This window comes from Rhodococcus erythropolis NBRC 15567 (genome assembly GCF_001552595.1).
Classification (GTDB): Bacteria; Actinomycetota; Actinomycetes; order Mycobacteriales; family Mycobacteriaceae; genus Rhodococcus_F; species Rhodococcus_F erythropolis.
The window spans coordinates 1-19,089 of record NZ_BCRM01000017.1; the positions used below are offsets into that span (position 1 = coordinate 1).

The 19,089-nt window shown below is 63.5% G+C and carries 18 protein-coding genes, 1 tRNA gene and 1 rRNA gene; 2 read left to right on the forward strand and 18 right to left on the reverse strand.

Going from position 1 to position 19,089, the window contains the following annotated elements; translation table 11 throughout:
• The 9 genes from RE4_RS20025 to cspE all read right to left on the reverse strand — a co-directional run.
• Nucleotides 1–195: ribosomal RNA gene (locus RE4_RS20025) — 16S ribosomal RNA — on the reverse strand; the annotation flags it as partial.
• 514 nt (nucleotides 196–709) lie between these two features.
• Nucleotides 710–907 (reverse strand): hypothetical protein, encoded by a 198-nt coding sequence (locus RE4_RS20030; RefSeq protein WP_003946112.1) that lies wholly within the window; start codon nucleotides 905–907, stop codon nucleotides 710–712.
• Nucleotides 908–1,059: 152 nt separating this feature from the next.
• A complete protein-coding gene (locus RE4_RS20035) occupies nucleotides 1,060–1,482 on the reverse strand; it encodes a DUF2752 domain-containing protein (RefSeq protein ID WP_060939212.1) in 423 nt (140 codons plus the stop codon).
• Between the two features lie 30 nt (nucleotides 1,483–1,512).
• On the reverse strand, nucleotides 1,513–2,079 hold the full coding sequence (locus RE4_RS20040) for an RDD family protein (protein WP_020905988.1): 567 nt from the start codon (nucleotides 2,077–2,079) through the stop codon (nucleotides 1,513–1,515).
• Between the two features lie 121 nt (nucleotides 2,080–2,200).
• Nucleotides 2,201–2,273: transfer RNA gene (locus RE4_RS20045), tRNA-Thr, on the reverse strand.
• Nucleotides 2,274–2,303: 30 nt separating this feature from the next.
• On the reverse strand, nucleotides 2,304–3,533 hold the full coding sequence (locus tag RE4_RS20050) for a DNA polymerase III subunit delta' (protein WP_019746652.1): 1,230 nt from the start codon (nucleotides 3,531–3,533) through the stop codon (nucleotides 2,304–2,306).
• 33 nt (nucleotides 3,534–3,566) lie between these two features.
• Nucleotides 3,567–6,503 (reverse strand): type I DNA topoisomerase, encoded by a 2,937-nt coding sequence (topA, locus tag RE4_RS20055; RefSeq protein ID WP_060939213.1) that lies wholly within the window; start codon nucleotides 6,501–6,503, stop codon nucleotides 3,567–3,569.
• 192 nt (nucleotides 6,504–6,695) lie between these two features.
• The gene (locus RE4_RS20060) at nucleotides 6,696–7,280 is read right to left on the reverse strand and encodes a hypothetical protein (protein ID WP_003946106.1); all 585 of its coding nucleotides are present in this window, start codon (nucleotides 7,278–7,280) and stop codon (nucleotides 6,696–6,698) included.
• A gap of 183 nt (nucleotides 7,281–7,463) precedes the next feature.
• A complete protein-coding gene (cspE, locus tag RE4_RS20065) occupies nucleotides 7,464–7,667 on the reverse strand; it encodes a transcription antiterminator/RNA stability regulator CspE (protein ID WP_003946117.1) in 204 nt (67 codons plus the stop codon).
• Nucleotides 7,668–8,123: 456 nt separating this feature from the next.
• On the opposite strand from cspE, the gene RE4_RS20070 reads away from it, so the two are divergent.
• Entirely contained in the window at nucleotides 8,124–10,412 is a 2,289-nt protein-coding gene (locus RE4_RS20070) for a DEAD/DEAH box helicase (protein WP_030535671.1), read from the forward strand.
• Nucleotides 10,413–10,419: 7 nt separating this feature from the next.
• Here the strand turns inward: RE4_RS20070 and RE4_RS20075 are convergent, their stop codons facing one another.
• The 7 genes from RE4_RS20075 to ssd all read right to left on the reverse strand — a co-directional run bounded on the left by RE4_RS20075 (nucleotide 10,420) and on the right by ssd (nucleotide 15,033).
• Complete coding sequence (locus tag RE4_RS20075; RefSeq protein WP_020968275.1) at nucleotides 10,420–10,770, reverse strand: Rv3654c family TadE-like protein; 351 nt, start codon at nucleotides 10,768–10,770, stop codon at nucleotides 10,420–10,422.
• The gene (locus RE4_RS20080) at nucleotides 10,767–11,126 is read right to left on the reverse strand and encodes a TadE family type IV pilus minor pilin (RefSeq protein ID WP_060939214.1); all 360 of its coding nucleotides are present in this window, start codon (nucleotides 11,124–11,126) and stop codon (nucleotides 10,767–10,769) included. The genes RE4_RS20075 and RE4_RS20080 overlap by 4 nt, the downstream gene beginning before the upstream one ends.
• Nucleotides 11,126–11,329, reverse strand: a complete 204-nt coding sequence (locus RE4_RS20085; protein WP_042446719.1) for a DUF4244 domain-containing protein — start codon at nucleotides 11,327–11,329, stop codon at nucleotides 11,126–11,128. Before RE4_RS20085 ends, RE4_RS20080 begins: the two co-directional genes overlap by 1 nt.
• Before the next feature lie 65 nt (nucleotides 11,330–11,394).
• Nucleotides 11,395–11,979 carry a type II secretion system F family protein gene (locus RE4_RS20090; RefSeq protein ID WP_060939215.1) on the reverse strand — a complete coding sequence of 195 codons (585 nt, stop codon included), beginning with the start codon at nucleotides 11,977–11,979 and terminating at the stop codon, nucleotides 11,395–11,397.
• Entirely contained in the window at nucleotides 11,976–12,764 is a 789-nt protein-coding gene (locus RE4_RS20095) for a type II secretion system F family protein (RefSeq protein WP_021342690.1), read from the reverse strand. The genes RE4_RS20090 and RE4_RS20095 overlap by 4 nt, the downstream gene beginning before the upstream one ends.
• On the reverse strand, nucleotides 12,761–13,942 hold the full coding sequence (locus RE4_RS20100) for a TadA family conjugal transfer-associated ATPase (RefSeq protein WP_019746643.1): 1,182 nt from the start codon (nucleotides 13,940–13,942) through the stop codon (nucleotides 12,761–12,763). Before RE4_RS20100 ends, RE4_RS20095 begins: the two co-directional genes overlap by 4 nt.
• Nucleotides 13,939–15,033, reverse strand: a complete 1,095-nt coding sequence (gene ssd / locus RE4_RS20105; protein ID WP_020905980.1) for a septum site-determining protein Ssd — start codon at nucleotides 15,031–15,033, stop codon at nucleotides 13,939–13,941. The genes RE4_RS20100 and ssd overlap by 4 nt, the downstream gene beginning before the upstream one ends.
• Nucleotides 15,034–15,345: 312 nt before the next feature.
• Between ssd and RE4_RS20110 the strand changes: the two genes are divergently transcribed.
• Nucleotides 15,346–16,164 carry an HAD-IB family hydrolase gene (locus RE4_RS20110; RefSeq protein ID WP_060939216.1) on the forward strand — a complete coding sequence of 273 codons (819 nt, stop codon included), beginning with the start codon at nucleotides 15,346–15,348 and terminating at the stop codon, nucleotides 16,162–16,164.
• Between the two features lie 390 nt (nucleotides 16,165–16,554).
• On the opposite strand, the gene RE4_RS20115 is transcribed toward RE4_RS20110, so the two are convergent.
• Entirely contained in the window at nucleotides 16,555–17,304 is a 750-nt protein-coding gene (locus RE4_RS20115; RefSeq protein ID WP_020905979.1) for a Fic family protein, read from the reverse strand.
• A gap of 56 nt (nucleotides 17,305–17,360) precedes the next feature.
• On the reverse strand, nucleotides 17,361–19,085 hold the full coding sequence (locus tag RE4_RS20120) for a dipeptide ABC transporter ATP-binding protein (RefSeq protein ID WP_127159961.1): 1,725 nt from the start codon (nucleotides 19,083–19,085) through the stop codon (nucleotides 17,361–17,363).
• Between the last annotated feature and the right edge of the window lie 4 nt (nucleotides 19,086–19,089).

Consider the following 19,089-nt stretch of genomic DNA (forward strand, 5'->3'; position numbering starts at 1 on the left):
ACCCACCATGCGATAGGAGGTCATATCCGGTATTAGACCCAGTTTCCCAGGCTTATCCCGAAGTGCAGGGCAGATCACCCACGTGTTACTCACCCGTTCGCCGCTCGTGTACCCCGAAAGGCCTTACCGCTCGACTTGCATGTGTTAAGCACGCCGCCAGCGTTCGTCCTGAGCCAGGATCAAACTCTCCGTTGAAGACTCTAGATATCACCACCCCGAAGGCCGGCTAATCAGTCATAGACAAAAAGAGTCAAATCACTAGCAAAAAACTCAACTAGCAAAAAATGTGTCGGCAACCATTCAGACGGAAGAATGAACAATCACCGACGAAAAATACTCACACCACACACAAATCAACCAAACCCCAAGAGGCGGTTGATCATTCGCGGATGTGAAGTACCAAAAATATTTGGCACTGACATTCATCGACACACTGTTGAGTTCTCAAAGAACACGCACACACCATCACCACGACCCTATGGCCGCCGCTCCGGGGCAACTTTTCCAGCCTATCCCAACCAGGTCACCGGCGCAAACCGGAACCCCGTGAAGAAAAACTGGATTGTGTTCGCCAGGCACTTCGTACAACCTCGTGTCACTCACCCTCGCAGGTGGGAGTCGGTGTCCGTGTCGCTCTGACCTGGACAAAGTTACGCGAAGATCAACACAACACCAAATCGCCAGGTCAGAGCACTGCGGTCGGTAAACTTCACGGAACCCAGTACCTCTCGGCCAGTTCTTCGACGATCGGATCGCCTTCCTCGGCCTGTTCCAACGCTTCGAGATCGTCGTTGATCGACACCAGCCGGGGATCGTCACCCTCAGCTTCCTGAATCGGGTGCCGACCGTCCTCGGCGAGTTGCCTCAGTAGCTTTTCCTTGACGCGCGCTTTCAACGAATCAGCCATACCGCCAGCATGTGCCGCTCCGGCCCAGTTGTCGAGGCCTACTCGTCGTCCTTCTTGCCGAAGACACGTCGTGCCGTCGGAATCAGGATGATCAGCGCGCCGAGCAGAACGATGAGCGAAAAAACCTGCAGTGCCATGTCGACCTCTTACCGTCACGCCGGCGCGAGCCAGCTCCCCCACGGGGTGTTTCGAACAACCGTAAATGCAACGAGAACTCCGAGCACCACGATCGTCACAGTCGGCCGAAGCACGATCATGCGATCCCGCGTGCCCTTCCAACGGCGCACTGTCCAACCGATCCACGCGATCACCAACACCGCGACAAACGGCACGATCAAGACATTGCTGGACACTGCGGCGCCAACATCCAGATTAGTCAGGTCATTGACCGCACGAAGGCCACCACACGCCGGGCACCACAATCCCGTCAACGCATACATCGGACAAACGCCGTAACTACCCGCACTGTGGGGATCACGGAAGTGGAGTACCGCGGCGGCCGTCACCGCCACTGCAGCAACACCGACGGGTGCGGCCAGCGCGCGTCGTCGCCTTGCGACCACTTCCAACTCCATGACATCCACTGTAAGAGACCTCGGCAGCGACTAGCGCGCGCGAACGACTACCGACCGGACCACCATGTCGTGCCAGCACTGGTGCTTCGAGTCCCAGAGCGGCCAGAGATAGTTGAGGAAGCAGGCGCCACCCAGGATCGCCATCATGATCCAACGAAGCAGCGCCATCACCGGGCCGAGAGGCACACCGTCGGACTCCCGAATCACCGAAATTCCCAGCCACTTCTTGCCGAGCGTCTGTCCGGTGTTCCCTTGCCTGAAGACGAGATTCCACACCTCGATCAAGAAGATCGCCAGTATGCCGACGACCATGACGATCACCCCGACCGGATTACCGCCTTCAGCGCTCACGCTGCCGTCGTCGTATGTGGTCACTTCGGATCCGGAGAACGCGATCACTGCTCCGATGCCCGCGAGGATGACGCCCGGGAGCGGAACGACAAAGCCGTCGAGGATTGACGCAAACACCCGAGAGATCCAGCTTGCGAACGGATAGGCGGGCGTCGGCGGCTGATAACCCTGTGGCGGCATCGGCGGCATCTGCCCGTACGGCGGATTCTGCGATGGTTGGCCTGGTCCCCAGTTCTGATCCGACATCGAGGTCTCCCCTGTTCAGGCACGTGTTCGCCGAACTCAGGATAAACCGCACATACGCAAGAATTGGGAACTAACGACCAGAGCCCCACATCCGGATTTCCGGGTGTGGGGCTCTTGGCTGAGCTGCCTGAGAGAATCGAACTCTCGACCTTTTCATTACGAGTGAAATGCTCTACCGACTGAGCTAAGGCAGCGTGCCTTTCGGCGGTGGCGAGTCTATCTGGTCAACCCCCGGATCGCGAAAACGGGGGTCGGAAAGCGGCTCCGATGGAGGCAACCATCGCATCGAGCGCCCACTGCAACTTGACGTTGAAGTCGACGGCCTCGCGGCATTCGAGCACCGCTTCGATGCACTTGAGCAACCCCTCCGGGGACGTTCGTGCAGCCAACTCGGCGGCCTGCCGAGCCATGTCGGGATGGGTCGCCGTCGACGTCGACCCCAGCGAATAGGAAAGCGCGTCCCGGTACATGCCGGCCAGGTCGATCAGCGTCCGGTCGAGAAGATCGCGGCGGGCCCGGGTGTCGCGCGATTTCTGGCGTGCTTCGAGGTCCTTGATCAGACCAGCCGATCCGCGCAGAGTCCCGGCTGTTCCCTTGCCGGTTCCACCGCCACCCAAGGAGACCTTGAGCTCCTCGAGTTCCTGTTCCTTGAGTTCGGCGTAGAACGCCTTGGTGTCAGCCTCGATCGACTTCACCAAGTTCTCTGCGGCCTTGTACGCCGTCGAAGCACCGATCGCGTCTGCGGCCAGCCGAAGCGAACGCTGACGCTCGTCCCGCGCGCTCTCGTCGGTGGCGAGGCGCCGCGCCCGACCGACATGTCCGCCGCTGATCGATGCGGCGATTCTCGCTCGCTCCGGATCCAGCCCGTCGCGGTCGATCAGTACCTGAGCGATCGATTCGACGGACGGCGTCACCAACGGCATGTGCCTACACCGCGAACGGAGGGTGACAGACATGTCTTCCGGATCGGTCGTCGGCGCGCAGAGCAGGATGACCGTGCGGTCCGGTGGCTCCTCGACAACCTTCAACAGGGCGTTGGCTGCGCCTTCGGTCAAACGATCGGCATCCTCGACCACGATGACCTGCCACCGCCCCGTCGTCGGCCGACGCGAAGCGATGTTGACTATCTCGCGCATGCCTTTGACGCTGATGCTCAGGCCGTCGGGGATGATCCGTCGTACGTCACCGTGGGTTCCACCCATCGTCGTCGTACACGCATGACACTCACCGCACCCTGGTGCACCGTCGGAGGTGCATTGCAGGGCTGCGGCGAAGCAGAGAGCAGCAACCGAACGACCAGAGCCGGGTGGCCCGGTGAAGAGCCACGCGTGGGTCATCTCCGAGCCGCTGGAATCGCCACGAGCAGACAGCGCAGCATCACGCAGGCTCTGCTCGACGTCGTGCTGACCCACCAGCCGACCGAACACACCTCGTTCGGCCACTTCAGTACTCATGCAAAAACCCTAACCGTCGGCACCGACGAAGCCTTACGAGTCCTTCTTCGCGGGAGCCTTCTTGGCGGCAGCCTTCTTGGCCGGGGCCTTTTTTGCGGCTGTTTTCTTGGCAGCGGCCTTCTTTGCCGGAGCCTTCTTGGCTGCTGCCTTCTTCTTGACGGGACCGCGGGCCCGACGATCAGCCAGCAACTCCGACGCACGAGCATCGGAAATGGATTCGACGTCGTCGTCCTTGCGAAGGCTGGCGTTGGTCTCGCCGTCAGTGACGTACGGACCGAAACGGCCGTCCTTGATCACCATCGGCTTCTCGCTGACCGGATCGACGCCCAACTCACGCAACGGAGGCGTTGCCGATGCCTGACGCCCACGACGCTTCGGCTCGGCGTAGATCTTGAGGGCCTCGTCGAGCGTGACGGTGAACATCTGCTCTTCGTTGGCGAGCGAGCGTGAGTCCGTGCCCTTCTTCAGGTACGGACCGTAACGGCCGTTCTGCGCGGTGATCTCTTCCTTGGATTCGGGGTCGACACCCACGACGCGCGGAAGCGACAGCAGACGAAGCGCATCTTCCAAGGTGATCGTCGCCAAATCCATGGACTTGAGCAGCGATCCCGTCCGCGGCTTGGGGCCCGCGACCTTCTTGGCAGCCTTCTTCGCGGGTGCCTTCTTGGCTGCGGCCTTCTTCACCGCAGTCTTGGTACTGCCCGAACTGATTTCTTCCGGCTCGGGAGCGGAGACGGGAACGATGTCCGGTTCCGGCTCGGCCGGCGGTTCGGGCAGGATCTCGGTCACGTAGGGACCGAAGCGGCCTTCCTTCGCGACGATCTCGTGGCCCGTCAGTGGGTCGACGCCCAGCTTGCGGCCCTCTTGAGGCGTCGAGAACAGTTTCTCGGCGTACTCGGGAGTGAGCTCGTCCGGCGGCAGGTCGTCGGGAAGATTTGCCCGCTGCGAGATCAGATCGCCTTCGGGATCGTCCGGGTTCTGAACCATGCGCTCGAGATACGGGCCGAACCGGCCGACGCGCACGTGCACCTCGCGGCCCTCGGCGTCGTCGAAGAGACGGATGGAGTTGACCTCGCGAGCGTCGATCTCCTCGAGGTTGACTCCGACCATCTTCTTCAGCCCGCCCTCGCGGGCGACCGAACCTTCTGCGCCTGTCTCGCCGCCGAAGTAGAAGCTGCTCAGCCAGTTGCCGCGCTGCTCACGGCCACCGGCGATCGCGTCGAGATCGTCTTCCATTCCTGCCGTGAAGTCGAAGTCGACCAGCCGGCCGAAGTGCACCTCGAGCAGTCCGATGACGGCAAACGCCACCCAGGACGGAACCAGCGCGCTGCCACGTTTGTAGACGTATCCGCGATCGAGGATGGTCTTGATGATCGACGAGTAGGTCGAAGGACGGCCGATGCCGAGTTCTTCGAGCGTCTTGATCAGGCTGGCTTCTGTGTAGCGAGCGGGCGGGTTGGTGCTGTGCCCGTCCGGATCGAGCTTGGTGGCCGTGACTTCCTGGCCCTTGACCAGTACCGGAAGCCTGGATTCGGCGTCGTCGGACTGACCGCCGGCTTCTTCGTCGACACTTTCGACGTAAGCCTTGAGGAAGCCGGCGAACACGATGGTGCGACCCGAAGCGGAGAACGTGCAGTCCTCGCCGGTTCCTGCCGTGCCGGAGATGCGGAGCGTCAGCGTCGTACCGCGGGCGTCGGCCATCTGCGAAGCGACGGTCCGCTGCCAGATCAGTTCGTACAGCTTGAACTCGTCGGAATCGAGCTTGGAATGCAGCTGACCCGGGGTCTGGAACACGTCGCCGGCGGGGCGGATCGCCTCGTGAGCTTCCTGCGCGTTCTTGACCTTGCGGGTGTACTGACGCGGCGTCGGATGGACGTACTCCGGACCGTACAACTCGGTGGCCTGCGCACGAGCGGCTGCGATCGCCGACTCCGAGAGCGTCGTCGAGTCGGTACGCATGTAGGTGATGTAGCCGTTTTCGTACAGACGCTGCGCGATGCGCATTGCGCGCTCGGACGTGAAACGAAGTTTGCGTCCGGCTTCCTGCTGGAGCGTCGACGTCATGAACGGCGGGTAAGGCTTGCGCGTGTACGGCTTGTCCTCGGCGGAGGAAACCGTGAGGTCGACGCCCTGCAACGCTTCCGCGAGACGACGCGCGTACGCCTCGTCGAGCACGGTGACCGCGCTGCCCTTGAGCTTTCCGTCAGCTCCGAAATCGCGACCGGAGGCGACACGCGAACCGTCGACGGAGACCAGGCGAGCACCGAAACTACGCGGGCTGGCCGCTGCACCGGCGTCGAGCGTCGCGGAAATGTCCCAGTACGACGCCGACTTGAACGCCATGCGCTCGCGTTCACGCTGGACGATGACGCGAGTGGCCACCGACTGGACGCGGCCGGCCGAGAGCTTCGGCATGACCTTCTTCCAGAGAACCGGGCTGACCTCGTAACCGTAGAGACGGTCGAGGATGCGGCGGGTTTCCTGAGCATCGACGAGGTCGGTGTCGAGTTCGCGGGTGTCTTCGGCGGCAGCACGGATTGCCGGCTCGGTGATCTCGTGGAAGACCATTCGACGAACCGGAATCTTGGGCTTGAGAGTCTCGAGGAGATGCCAGGCGATTGCCTCGCCCTCGCGGTCGGGGTCAGTTGCGAGGAAGAGCTCGTCGGCGTCCTTCAACAGAGACTTGAGTTCGGCGACCTTGCCCTTCTTTTCCGGGCTCACGACATAGAGCGGCTCGAAGTCGTGATCGACGTTGACGCCGAGACGGGCCCATGACTCGCCCTTGTACTTGGCCGGAACGTCTGCTGCGCCTCGCGGCAGGTCGCGAATGTGACCGACCGATGCCTCTACGACGTAGTCCTTACCGAGGTAGGGAGCGATTTTGCGCGCCTTGGTCGGTGACTCGACGATCACGAGGCGACGAGGGTTACCGGACGCTCCCTGACCGCTGCCGTTGTCCGCTTTAGCCACCTGCTGCCCGAGCCTTCCTTTGGACGTTCACTGCCGTCGGCAGATCTTCAGAACTAGACGTGTGGAGCAAGTTATACCCCGTGTCTCTCTTTACAGAGTGACATACCCGCAAGACATTCGTGCAGATCAGTACAGTATGGGCTCCGTCGGACACGCGGCATGAGCACCGTCGGACGCGAGGCAAGAGCACTGTCAGACGTGCGGCCAGGCGACCGAAGTGTCGACGTGTTTCGGCGCCTCACCGAGGTATTCGACGAGCTTTGTCAGTCTCTTCTTTCCCGACACACGGAGCCCCGGGCCCGGTGTCCGGTTACCCAGTTGAGTCGGCGCGATACCAACCCGCATCAAGGCCTGAGCCAGCGGTGCGTGCGTCTCCTTGGCATGGGGGTCGAGGCCGAACACGAATCGCTCGCCGCCTTCTTCGAGCCTGCCGGCCGCGACGGCCCACACCCGGAGTTGGCGGGAGTTCGGTACCCAACCGACCGGCACCGCCTTCACAGCTCCCTTGGTCCACTGCACGGACAGCGGAAGGAGTGCGGGCGTCGACTGAGTGCGGACCAATGGGCTGCCTTCTTCACTACGCGTCACCTCGGCCCCGAGTCCGCACTGCGCGATCAACTCGGCAACGGCCTGCGCTCTCCAGTCCCGATCCACGACGATCGAGATCCGGGCACGGTCCTCCGAGGTCACGACCTGACCCGGTCCGGCCAGCATTCCGGCGAGGTCCGTCACGGCAGGTGGAATCGACTCGGCAGAGAAAAAGGACAGTTGGCTCACAGAGTGAAACGTAAGCCACGAAGGTACTGACGGCATAGACGACCGGCCGTGGTCGAACAGCTGCGTGCATTACCTCGGACAGAGAAAGACTGGCTCAGCCCGAAAAGATTTGTCCCCCACCGCACGGATGCGATGGGGGACAAATACTGTCCGAACTAATCGCTCAGCGAGTGAGCGGAAAAATCAGACCGCGCGAACGCCGGTAGCCTGGGGCCCCTTGGTGCCCTGGCCGACCTCGAACTCCACACGCTGGTTCTCCTCGAGGGTACGGAAGCCGTTGCCCTGAATTTCGGAGTAGTGAACGAAGACGTCTGCGGAACCGTCTTCGGGAGCGATGAAGCCGAAGCCCTTTTCAGCGTTGAACCACTTCACAGTGCCCTGTGCCATGCTTTTCCTTCTCTTTCTAACACCGGATTCGGTGAACAGCCCTTACAGTCCACCGGGCCGGTTCCGACCGCTGTACGTCTTTATTTCCCCCTCAGGAAAGGCAGAGCACCGCGCCCGCAACAACGATCCTGCGAGCGTGCACTTTCTCAAGCCTACGAACACAGAAGCTGCGACCGATTGTCAGTCAACCATGTTCTCCGCGTGCACAACAGTCGAAAAGGGAACTAAAAACGTTAAAAGTTCGCTACGAGAAAAACGGCCCACGATCGTGGCTTCCCGCTTGCGCGCCGACCACCCGGTTCCACCAAGACCGCCGGCCGTTGCGTATCATCAAAACTGCAGGTAGCGACAGTTTCCGATTGCCGCCACACCCCAACGCCGAGCCCGGAGAGTCACGTGAACGCACCTTCCCCGATCCCCGCCCCGGGAGGGAAGCCTGGCGACACCTACGGGCAGATGCTGCTCGATCGCGTCGTCGCCGGGGTCAGTGGAAGCGAAAAACCACTGATGTTCACCGCGCAGTTGCCTGCTCGCGTAGCCGAGTTCACCGAATGGCCGGAGTGGGTGCACCCCAGCGTCGTACGCGCGCTCGCCGAGCACAGCGTGCGGTCCCCGTGGATCCACCAGAGTGAGGCCGCCGACCTCGCTCACGAGGGAAAACACGTGGTCGTGGCCACCGGTACGGCGTCGGGTAAGTCACTGGCATACCAACTCCCGGTGCTGACGGCCATGGCGACCGATCCGCTCGCAACTGCCCTGTACCTCTCCCCCACCAAAGCGCTGGGCTCGGATCAACTGCGAGCAGTGCTGTCCCTCACCGACTTCGACGTCGAACTTCGCAGCACGAACGCCAGTGCGTACGACGGCGACACCTCGCAGGAACTCCGCACCTGGGCACGCGAGAACTCACGCTGGCTCTTCACCAACCCCGACATGATCCACATTTCGCTGCTCCGCACCCATCAGCGATGGGCGCACTTCTTCCGCAACCTGAAATACGTGATCATCGACGAATGCCACTCCTACAGGGGAGTCTTCGGATCCAACGTCGCGCTCGTGATCCGGCGACTTCGCAGGATTGCAGCGCGCTACGGCGCCGAACCTACCTTCATCCTGGCCAGCGCGACCACGGCAGATCCCGGCGCAGCGGCCTCGCGGCTCATCGGCGCACACTGCACCGAGGTCACGGAAGACGGATCGCCGCACGGCCCACGCACCGTCGCACTGTGGGAGCCGCCGCTACTCGAGGCATTGACCGGCGAAAACGGTAGCCCGGTACGACGTCCCGCGGGCGCGGAAGCAGCGCGGATCATGGCTGACCTCATGATCGAGGGCGCCCGTACTCTCACCTTCGTCCGCTCCCGCCGCGGTGCCGAACTGACCGCGATGGCCACCAAACGTCTACTCGCCGAGGTGGACCCGGACCTCGCCGAGCGAGTCGCGTCGTATCGCGCCGGATATCTGGCCGAGGACCGTCGCGAACTGGAAGCTGCGCTCGCCGACGGCACGCTGCTGGGCGCAGCCACCACCAACGCGCTGGAGCTCGGCGTCGACATCGCAGGCCTCGACGCCGTTGTCGTGGCAGGCTTCCCGGGGACCGTTGCCTCGTTCTGGCAGCAGGCCGGTCGCTCCGGGCGACGCGGCGAGGGTTCACTCGTCGTGTTGATCGCCCGCGACGATCCACTCGACACCTACCTCGTTCACCATCCGTCGGCGGTACTCGACAAACCCGTCGAGGCGACGGTGACAGATCCCGGAAATCCGTACGTCCTGGGACCACAACTTCTCTGCGCTGCAATGGAACTCCCACTTTCCGATGCCGAGGTGGATGCTTTCGGGGCTCTCGAGGTTCTGACCAGGCTGTCGGAGGAAGGCAAGATCCGGCGCCGAAAGCACGGATGGTTCGTCACCGCCGATTCGAACCCCCACGGCTCTTTGGACATTCGCGGCGGTATCGGAACTCAGGTGGCCATTGTCGACGGTGAATCCGGCCGGATGCTGGGTACTGTCGACGCGGGCCGCGCTCCGGCCACAGTTCATCCCGGTGCCGTGCACATTCATCAAGGCGAGACCTATGTCGTCGACGAACTGGACCTCGACGTCGGACTCGCATTGGTACACACCGAGAATCCGGACTGGACCACCTCGGCCCGAGAGACCACCGAAATCACCATCACCGAACAACTCGAGCACAAGAACTACGGCGACATCGCCGTCGCTCTCGTCCAGGTCGAGGTGACACATCAAGTCGTCGGGTACCTACGACGGTTGACTTCGGGTGAAGTCCTCGACTCGATCGAACTCGACATGCCCGCACATACTTTGCCCACCAGGGCAGTGATGTACACGGTCACGCCGGAACTTCTCGAATCCATCGGGGTGCCGCCCGAACGGTTCCCCGGATCACTGCATGCCGCCGAACATGCCGCGATCGGCCTGCTGCCACTGGTGGCGATCTGCGACCGCGGAGACATAGGCGGCGTATCGACGGCAATGCACGCGGACACCGGACTCCCGACTGTCTTCGTCTACGACGGTCACGCCGGCGGCGCCGGGTTCGCCGACCGGGGGCACAGCGAACTGTCACGATGGCTCACCGCGACGCGCGACGCCATACTCTCCTGCGAGTGCGCTCACGGATGCCCGTCCTGCGTCTATTCACCCAAGTGCGGCAACGGAAACGACCCACTCGACAAAGACGGCGCGGTCAAGGTTCTGACCGCCGTCATCGATACGATCAGCTGAGACACGATCAGCTGACCGGACCCGCACGAGCGTAGGCCTGCGCATCGCCGATCCCGAAGCCCGACAACAACACCGGTGCACGTATCTCGACAACTACATCCCACCCCTGCACCTCACATTCCGCGAGCACCGTACGCATACGCTCCGCGATCGCCGCGGACTTCGCACACGCAGACGCCTCACCTCCGTCCAAGGCGCCCGCACCGCCGAGAGCCGAAAGATCAGCGGCCGACTGAGCAGTGTGCCGGGCCACCACCGCGGACCCGACATGCAGCATCCCACCAGTCACCATCACGATCGCTGCCAGAACGCAGCACGCCAGAACCGTGGCAACACCTTCGTCGTCACGTAGGTTCACCCCTCTTCCACCCCTGACTCCACAGCTGCCACCGCCTCGGAAGAAATGTCGACCAACGGCAGCAACGTACTCTCGGCGCTGACAACGGCAACGGCAAAGCCGTCAACGATCTCCACCGAGATCGACGCATTTTGGGGTGCGATCCGGCGGGCCGTGGCGACCGCAGACTCACGATCACCACGTGCCACCAACCGCGCGGCCTCACGAGCTGCGTCGACACACCGAACCTGCATCGACACCGCGAGGACGCCACCGATACACAGCACGACCACCGTGACGATCGAAGCCAGAGCAATCGCAGCCTCCACCGTCACGGCGCCGTCGTCGGCTTGCCGAATACCTCTCGTGGACAACATCACACAGCTGTCTTGAGCGCCTTGTCGATGATGCCTGTCAGCGCCGAAACAATGGAGTCGCCGGTGACAACCGTGTACAGGACGGCACCGAATGCGGCGGCCGCAATCGTGCCGATCGCGTACTCCGCGGTAGACATACCGTCGTCCTCCGTTACCAACAACGCAAATCTGGCCGACACCGTCCTGAGCGTCTTCGAAATCATTTCTCCCCCTTCAATCAAAACCTGTGGCAGCAGTTCTGCCGCAGGAGCTTTCACACGGATCCGGCTCACAACAGGCCGTTACCGAGCACAGTCGTGGCAAGCCCGATCACCACCGGGACGATGCCCAAGGCGATGAACGCCGGCAGGAAACACAGTCCGAGTGGACCGCTGATCAGCACTCCCGCACGTTCGGCCGCGGCAGCAGCCAGATCCTCCGCGTCACCTCGACTGCGCTCGGCGAGTTCGGCCATGGACGAGGACAGCGACGAACCCGAACGGGCGGAACGCCGAGCCATTCTGGCGAGCGCCTCGGTATCGGGATCGAGAGCGGCTTCGCTCCACGCGGCGTCGGGGTCGGCACCGAGCGCGAGAAGGTCGGCCACGCGACTGAGCGTGTCGGCCATCGGTTTCGGTGCCGTCGACGCCATCGCTGTGATCGCGGCGGAGACGGGAAGCCCCGCTCGCAGGCAGGCCCCGAGAAGGTCGAGACTTGCGGCAACCGCGAGTGGATCCGGCTTGTCCGGGGCTGAAACCGAATTTTCTGTTGTTGTGTCCGCGAACAGAATTTCTGCCGCCCTGGCCGAAGCGCCGCGGCGAGCGGGAATGATCGCGAGCGCCAACGCGATCATCGCCACGGATGCCCAACTCACGACGTGACCTTCGCAGTTATCCGGTCGGTCCAGAGCAAACCAGCTGAGACACAGGCAGTTCCGATCACGAGCAGCACGCCGCCGAGCCCACCGCCGAACAGCACGCGCAGAGGCGACGCCCCCATCAACTGGCCGAGGCCGATCCCCAGCAGCGGTAGAAAAGCCAGCACCGCAGCCGTCGCCCGAGCGCCCGCCAACCCGGCCTCGGTGCGCTGACGAAAGCGTCTACGCCCCAACATGTCCGTCCGGACCGCGCCGAGTAGTTCAGCCAGCGCCAGACCGTGTTGGTCTGCGACCCGCCAGACGGATCCGATGCGGGAGAACTCACGCTCGATGCACGAATCCGGTACCGCGAAGGCCGCCGCGGCAGAACCACCGAGACGCGCCCTGGCCCCAGCGGACCGGAACACCGCACTTACTTCGCCGGTACATTCCTCGCCTGCAACAGAACTGGCACTTGCAGGATGCGCGCCGACGCTCAGCTCGGCGATCAGCACCTCCAGACCGGAGAGCAGCATCTTCTGTGAGAGGTCCCGGTTTTCGGCCGCCTTCGCGCGGCGCCCACGAAAGATCAAGGTTCCGGCGAGGACAACCGCCGCGCATCCTGCCGACAAGCCTCCGAGAACCCATGCAGCCGACACCGCGAAAAATGCGGCGACCAACTGCCACGGAATCTGCCGGGAGGGCTTGCGGATGCTCGGGGCGTACGTAGCGAGCCGAGCACGTGAATCCCGCACCGGCGCAATCGAGACCGCCAACGCGAGGACCAGGAAGGAAACTGTCACGTCCCGACCTCTCGATTGCGAAGCCGGAACATCCGCTCGAGCCGCTCACGACCCGAACCGCCGTCCGGCCATGCCTGCATGATTTGTACGTATCCGTCCGCACCGCGGTCGATGACGCCGATCTGTTCGAGACGCCTCGATCCGTCGGCCAACCGGTGCACGTGCAGGATCACTTGAACTGCCGCGGCAAGTTGACTGTGCAACGCGTGGCGATCCATACCGCCGAGCGCAGCCAACGCCTCGAGTCTGGCCGGCACCTCTTCAGACGAATTGGCGTGAACGGTGCCGGCGCCGCCGTCGTGGCCGGTGTTCATCGCCGTGAGCAGATCCGTCACCTCTGCACCGCGGACCTCACCGACGACGATGCGATCGGGACGCATCCGCAGTGCCTGCCGAACCAGATCGCGCACCGTCACCTCTCCGACGCCCTCGACGTTGGGAGCCCTGGCGACGAGGCGGACGACGTGCGGATGCGGCGGCGCTAGTTCGGCCGCGTCCTCGACGCAGACGATTCGCTCGCGCGGGTCGACGGCGCCGAGCATGGCGGACAACAACGTGGTCTTTCCCGCGCCGGTCCCGCCGATCACCAGGAAGGCCAAGCGGCACGAGATGATGCGATCGAGGAGTTCGCGCGCGTCCGGTTCCACGGCGCCGTGAGCACACAGCGCGTCGAGACCCTGTGTTGCGGGCCGCAGCACTCGCAGTGACACGCAGGTTCCGCCCTGGGCCACCGGTGCGAGTACGGCATGAAGTCGTACCCCGAAGTGCCCGTCGCCGACGCCCCGCAGACGGCCGTCGACCCACGGTTGGGCGTCGTCGAGGCGTCGACCTGCCGACAGTGCCAACCGCTGCGCCAGTCGACGCACGGCTGCCTCGTCGGTGAACCGGACCCCTGACCTTTCGAGGCCGACCCCGCGGTCCACCCAGACCTGATCCGGCGCGGTCACCAGTACATCGGCGACACCGGGTTCGTGCAGCAGTGGTTCGAGCGGCCCTGCGCCTGTCAGTTCCGTCTGGAGCACCCTGACGACCTCCAACAGATCCGTGTCCGCCAGAACGCCAGAGGACTCGGCTCGCACGGCGTCGGCAACGGTGGCCGCCGTCGGCTCGGCGACCGACGACGCCGTCAGCCGCTCGCGAACTCGGTCGAGCAGTTCTGTCGTGACCAACGCACTCATGCCGCAGCCCTGCGCGGGCGTGCGCCGGATTCGACGGCGTCGAGTACCGCTGTTGCCACCGCACTCAGCGGACAGCCTCGGGTCAATTCGAGGCCACCGCGCTCGAGCATCGGCGCCAGCGAGCGGTGGCCGCGCATCACGGCCGTCAGCGGCAGGCCGAGCATGTCTGCCACATCGGCGCCGCGTAGGCCTCCCGGCGCCGGCCCACGCACGACGAGCCCGACATTGGAGTTGTGTCGCACCACCCAGGCTCCGACCTTCTCGGCAGCGACGCACGCAGCCACGGTGGCCGGAACCACCACGAGAACCAAATCCGACATCTCCAACGCGGCCTGACCTACCTCGCTGGGATGACGTGGCACGTCGCAGACCACGAGTCCGCCGGAACTGCGACCTGCGTCCAGCACGGCGCGAACGGCGGTCACTGTCGGACCGTCGATCTCGCGGCGACTGCTCGCCAGAACCCTCAGGAACTTTCCCTTTGCCGGCAGGGCATCGCGCAGCGCATCCGGGGCCAGCCGCCCGCCCTCGACGGTCAGTGCACCCCAACGCAATCCGGGGGTCGTCTCGATGCCCAACAGCACATCAGCGCCGGAGCCGAGTGCGTCGACGTCCACCAGTAACGTCGGGACGTGACGTGCCGCCGACGTCAACGCGACAGCCGCAGCTGTTGCCGAGGCTCCGCCGCCACCACAACCACCCACCACGCTCACGACGGTGCCGTCACCACTCACGTCGACGTGGTCGGCCAGAACTGCGACCAGTGCGTTCTCCTCTTCCGGCAAGGACAGAACGCTGTCGGCTCCGATCGCGGTGGCGCTCTTCCAGTCGTCGACGGTCGGTGTGCCGTCGCACACGAGGAACACTCGCGTTCGTTTAGGGGAACGAGTCAGAGCATCCCGCGCAGCCGACGCGTCCAACACGACCGCCGAGGCCCGGTTCCACTGTTGCCGAGAAACGGGATGCTCGGCCTCGTCCAGACAGCGATCCACCGCGGCAGCGACGCGGCGCACGCTCGCGAGGACCTTCGCGTCGTCGACGAGAACCAGAATGGGAGCCCCGGTTTCCCGAGAGTTGATCGTCGTGTTCATGACTGCAGAGCCTGAACGAGCACCGGCACCGAAAACAGTGGGTCGAGAGAGCCTGTGGACAACTGGGAAGTTGTGGAGAAACAGGCCTGAGACAGAGGACGACCCCCGCCAATGGGGGGAGGAGGCGGGGGCCGTCTGAGTTCAGCCCCGGGGGGTCGGGCTGAACTAGTTCGAACGAATCGAACAGCAACGATCTTACACCCGCCATTGGCGAGAAATGCAAGCCTGAGCTGCACTGAACTGCTGTTTTTCGCCGAAAGAGGACGCTTGCCGAGGAGCACACGAACCGCCTGTCGGACTATCCTCATTCCTGTGACCGACAAGCCTGCGAACGGACTGAATACCGGGCGGACAGCCGCTTTCTTCGATTTGGACAAAACGATCATCGCGAAGTCGAGCACCCTGGCGTTCAGCAAGCCATTCTTCGCCCAGGGTCTGATCAATCGACGCTCGGTTCTCAAGAGCAGCTATGCGCAATTCCTGTTTCTTCTGTCCGGCGCCGATCACGATCAGATGGAGCGCATGCGCGAGCACCTGACTGCGATGTGCGCGGGCTGGGACGTGGAACAGGTGAAGGCCATCGTCGCGGAGACTCTGCACGACATCGTCGACCCACTCGTCTTTGCCGAGGCGGCCGATCTGATCGCAGATCACAAGCTGCGTGGACACGACGTCATCGTGGTGTCGGCGTCGGGCGAGGAGATCGTCGCGCCGATCGCCCGCGCCCTCGGCGCCACCCATTCCGTCGCGACGTCGATGAGGGAAGAAGACGGCCACTACACCGGCGAGGTCGACTTCTACTGCTACGGTCCGGGCAAGGTCGAAGCGATGGAAAAACTCGCCGCGGAATACGGCTACGACCTCGCCGCCAGTTACGCCTACTCCGACTCGGTGACCGATTTGCCCATGCTCGAGGCGGTCGGACATCCCACCGCAGTCAACCCCGATCGTGCATTGCGCAAGGAAGCGGCCGTATACGGTTGGCCCATACTGACTTTCTCGAACCCGGTCTCGCTTCGCGCGCGATTGTCGGCCCAGTCCACGACGACGGTCGCCACAACTGCAGCGGTGGGAATCGCAGCTCTGGTGGCCGGCGCCATGACCTTCGGGCTACTGCGTCGGAAACGCTGAAATCCAATGCCCACAAACAAAAATTGGTACTTGCTGTGAGCCCGGACACAGGGTACAAAGGAGTTACGGAAGAACGGAAGGCCAGGAACGGCTCGGAAGAGAAGGACCGTTTCCCCAACCGAAATTCCTAGCACGGGCACTAGGGCACCCACGCGGAGCACAAGCCACTATAAGGGCAGAAGCGTTGTGGGCCTGCGAGATTCGTTCAATTTGAGCGAGGACCCCGCACCGGTTGCGGGGACGACCTCAGAAAGTGCGATCCCTCGCCGAGGCCACCCACACAACCCACCGAGCACGCTTGGTAACGAGTAGTCCGTGCTGACGGGCGGCGAAGTCGATTTATCGGCAGCGCCGCCCGTTCGTTATGTGCCGGCCTCGCCCTGTTGCAGACTATCCAGTCGCCGCGTCGGCGATCGAAGTCGCTTCTCGCGCACCGGCTTCGAGAGCTCCACAGCACAAGATCACCCAACTGCCGACACCCGCCGGATTTCCCGAAGCGAATCCAGCCGCGCCGTCCGTGTACGCCTGCGGCCGCCGAAGCCAACTGACCTCGGGGACTCCCAGATTGTGCGGATCCAACCCGGACGAGACCGCAACCAGACGCGAAGCCGCACGTGCAACAATGCCGTCAGCGGTGCCGAACGGGCTCAGCGCCAAGAGTTCTCCGTGTACGACGGCCGCCAGAACCGGCGCCGGCGCACTGGTTCCGCCGGTAACGAGTTGTGCGAGAGCGTCCAACCGCTCCCCCACTCCGCGATCCGACCGTGGCCGTCCCAGTTGATCCGCGTCCTCGACGAGGTCTGCCGCGGCCAGCAGGTGCAGCCGGGCCAAAGCCTGCAGCGGGGCGCGCTTCCACGTCGACTCCATGAGCGGAAGACTGTCGCCGTCCAGAGCCTGAGCCACGCGCAGAGCACCCGCGAGAATCGGATCACCGGCCATGCCCTCGGCCGGCAATTCGGTGGTGCCACCGGCCAGCGATGCGGAAGCTCGCGCAGCGCGAACCGCGGCTTCGGCGGCAGTGGTGGGCCAACCGCGACGGTTGGTCTTGTGCCGATGAACCTCACCCAGAGCGTCGCGCGCATGATCGGCGGCGGCGCGTACGCCTGGAAGATCGACGAGGGGCTGCAGGGGGTCCGTCACGATCAACGACGGTACCCTTGCAGCCCCTCTGCGGACTTGCCTACCTACCTGTTGCGTCAGCTTCCCAGCGTGATGGACCCGCCGGGAATCGCGTCGAGCAACTTGCGGGTGTAGTCCTGTTGCGGATTGCCGAACACATCGTCGATCGGTGCCGATTCGACTATCGAGCCACGCGACATCACCAACACGTTGTCCGCGATCTGACGAACCACGGCCAGGTCGTGCGTGATGAAGAGGTACGTCAACCCGAACTCTGCCTGCAGGTCGTTGAGCAGGGTCAAGATCTGATCCTGCACGAGCACGTCAAGAGCGGAGACCGCCTCGTCGCAGATCACGACCTCCGGCTGAAGTGCCAACGCTCGCGCAATTGCGACGCGCTGACGCTGTCCGCCGGAGAGCTCGTTCGGGAACCGTCGCATGACCGACTGGGGCAGACCGACCTTGTCGAGAAGTTCGCGGACGCGAGCCTCCCGTTCTGCTTTGGTCCCGACCTTGTGGGTACGCAGCGGCTCTTCGATCGTGCGGTAGATCGAGTACATCGGGTCGAGCGTGCCGTAAGGGTTCTGGAAGATCGGCTGCACTCGACGACGGAACGCAAAGGTTTCCTTCGCACCGAGTTTGGACACGTCCTGACCGTCGAAGACCACGTTGCCTGCGGTGGGCTCGAGCAAACCGAGAACCATCTGCGCGACCGTCGACTTACCGGAACCCGATTCGCCGACGATTGCAGTCGTGGTTCCGCGGCGGACCTTGAAGGACACGTCGTTCACGGCTGTGAAGTCGGTGGTCTTGCGGAAACCCTTGCGCAGCTTGAACACCTTGGTCAGATGATCGACGACAAGAACGTCGTCGGTCGCCTTGCCGAAGGACTCTGACGCACTTTCCTCGGCCTTGACCGCTTCGGCGACCTCTTCCGCCTGTTCGCGAATCTCGGCGCGCGCCACCGACGAGCTGAGCCGCTTCGACGCCAACGACGGCGCAGCAGCGACCAGCTTCTGCGTGTACGGATGCTGCGGGCGCTTCAGAATCTCCAGTGCCGGACCGGATTCGACGATACGACCCTTGCTCATCACGATCAGATGCTCGGCGCGCTCGGCGGCCAAGCCCAGATCGTGAGTGATGAGCAGAACGGCGGTGCCGAGTTCCGTTGTCAGACCGTCGAGGTGGTCGAGGATCTGACGCTGGACCGTGACGTCGAGCGCCGACGTCGGCTCGTCCGCGATCAGGAGCTTCGGACGAGCGGACAACCCGATCGCGATGAGTGCGCGCTGACGCATACCGCCCGAGAACTCGTGCGGGTACTGCCCCAACCGGCTCTCGGCTTCGGCGAGTCCTGCCTCCTCGAGCAGTTCGGCGGCCCGAACCTTGGCTGCCTTGCCCTTGGCGATCCCGTTGGCGGCCAGTGCTTCCTCGATCTGGAAGCCCACTTTCCACACGGGATTCAGATTCGACATCGGGTCCTGCGGAACCAAACCGATCTGGCTTCCCCGGATGTGGACGAAGTCCTTCTCCGAGACCTTCGAGATGTCCTTGCCGTCGAAGATGATCTCGCCTGCCGTCACCTTGCCGGTGCCGGGAAGCAGATTGATGATCGAGTGTGCGGTAGTGGACTTACCCGAACCCGATTCGCCGACGATCGCGACAGTCTGACCCGGGTAGACGGTCAGGCTGACGCCTCGAACTGCCGGAACCGGACCGGAATTGGACTGGAAAGACACCTCGAGATCACGAATCTCGAGCAACGGAGTTTCCTCCGAGGTGAGAGTTTCCTTGGTGGTCATCGTG

Bases quoted from the DNA above. Each gene is read 5' to 3' on its own strand.
- RE4_RS20100 (WP_019746643.1), bottom strand. From the start codon at position 13,942: ATGAGTGCGTTGGTCACGACAGAACTGCTCGACCGAGTTCGCGAGCGG.
- RE4_RS20040 (WP_020905988.1), bottom strand. From the start codon at position 2,079: ATGTCGGATCAGAACTGGGGACCAGGCCAACCATCGCAGAATCCGCCG.
- RE4_RS20050 (WP_019746652.1), bottom strand. From the start codon at position 3,533: ATGAGTACTGAAGTGGCCGAACGAGGTGTGTTCGGTCGGCTGGTGGGT.
- cspE (WP_003946117.1), bottom strand. From the start codon at position 7,667: ATGGCACAGGGCACTGTGAAGTGGTTCAACGCTGAAAAGGGCTTCGGC.
- RE4_RS20120 (WP_127159961.1), bottom strand. From the start codon at position 19,085: ATGACCACCAAGGAAACTCTCACCTCGGAGGAAACTCCGTTGCTCGAG.
- ssd (WP_020905980.1), bottom strand. From the start codon at position 15,033: ATGAACACGACGATCAACTCTCGGGAAACCGGGGCTCCCATTCTGGTT.
- RE4_RS20070 (WP_030535671.1), top strand. From the start codon at position 8,124: ATGCTGCTCGATCGCGTCGTCGCCGGGGTCAGTGGAAGCGAAAAACCA.
- RE4_RS20030 (WP_003946112.1), bottom strand. From the start codon at position 907: ATGGCTGATTCGTTGAAAGCGCGCGTCAAGGAAAAGCTACTGAGGCAA.
- RE4_RS20085 (WP_042446719.1), bottom strand. From the start codon at position 11,329: ATGATTTCGAAGACGCTCAGGACGGTGTCGGCCAGATTTGCGTTGTTG.
- RE4_RS20035 (WP_060939212.1), bottom strand. From the start codon at position 1,482: ATGGAGTTGGAAGTGGTCGCAAGGCGACGACGCGCGCTGGCCGCACCC.
- RE4_RS20080 (WP_060939214.1), bottom strand. From the start codon at position 11,126: ATGTTGTCCACGAGAGGTATTCGGCAAGCCGACGACGGCGCCGTGACG.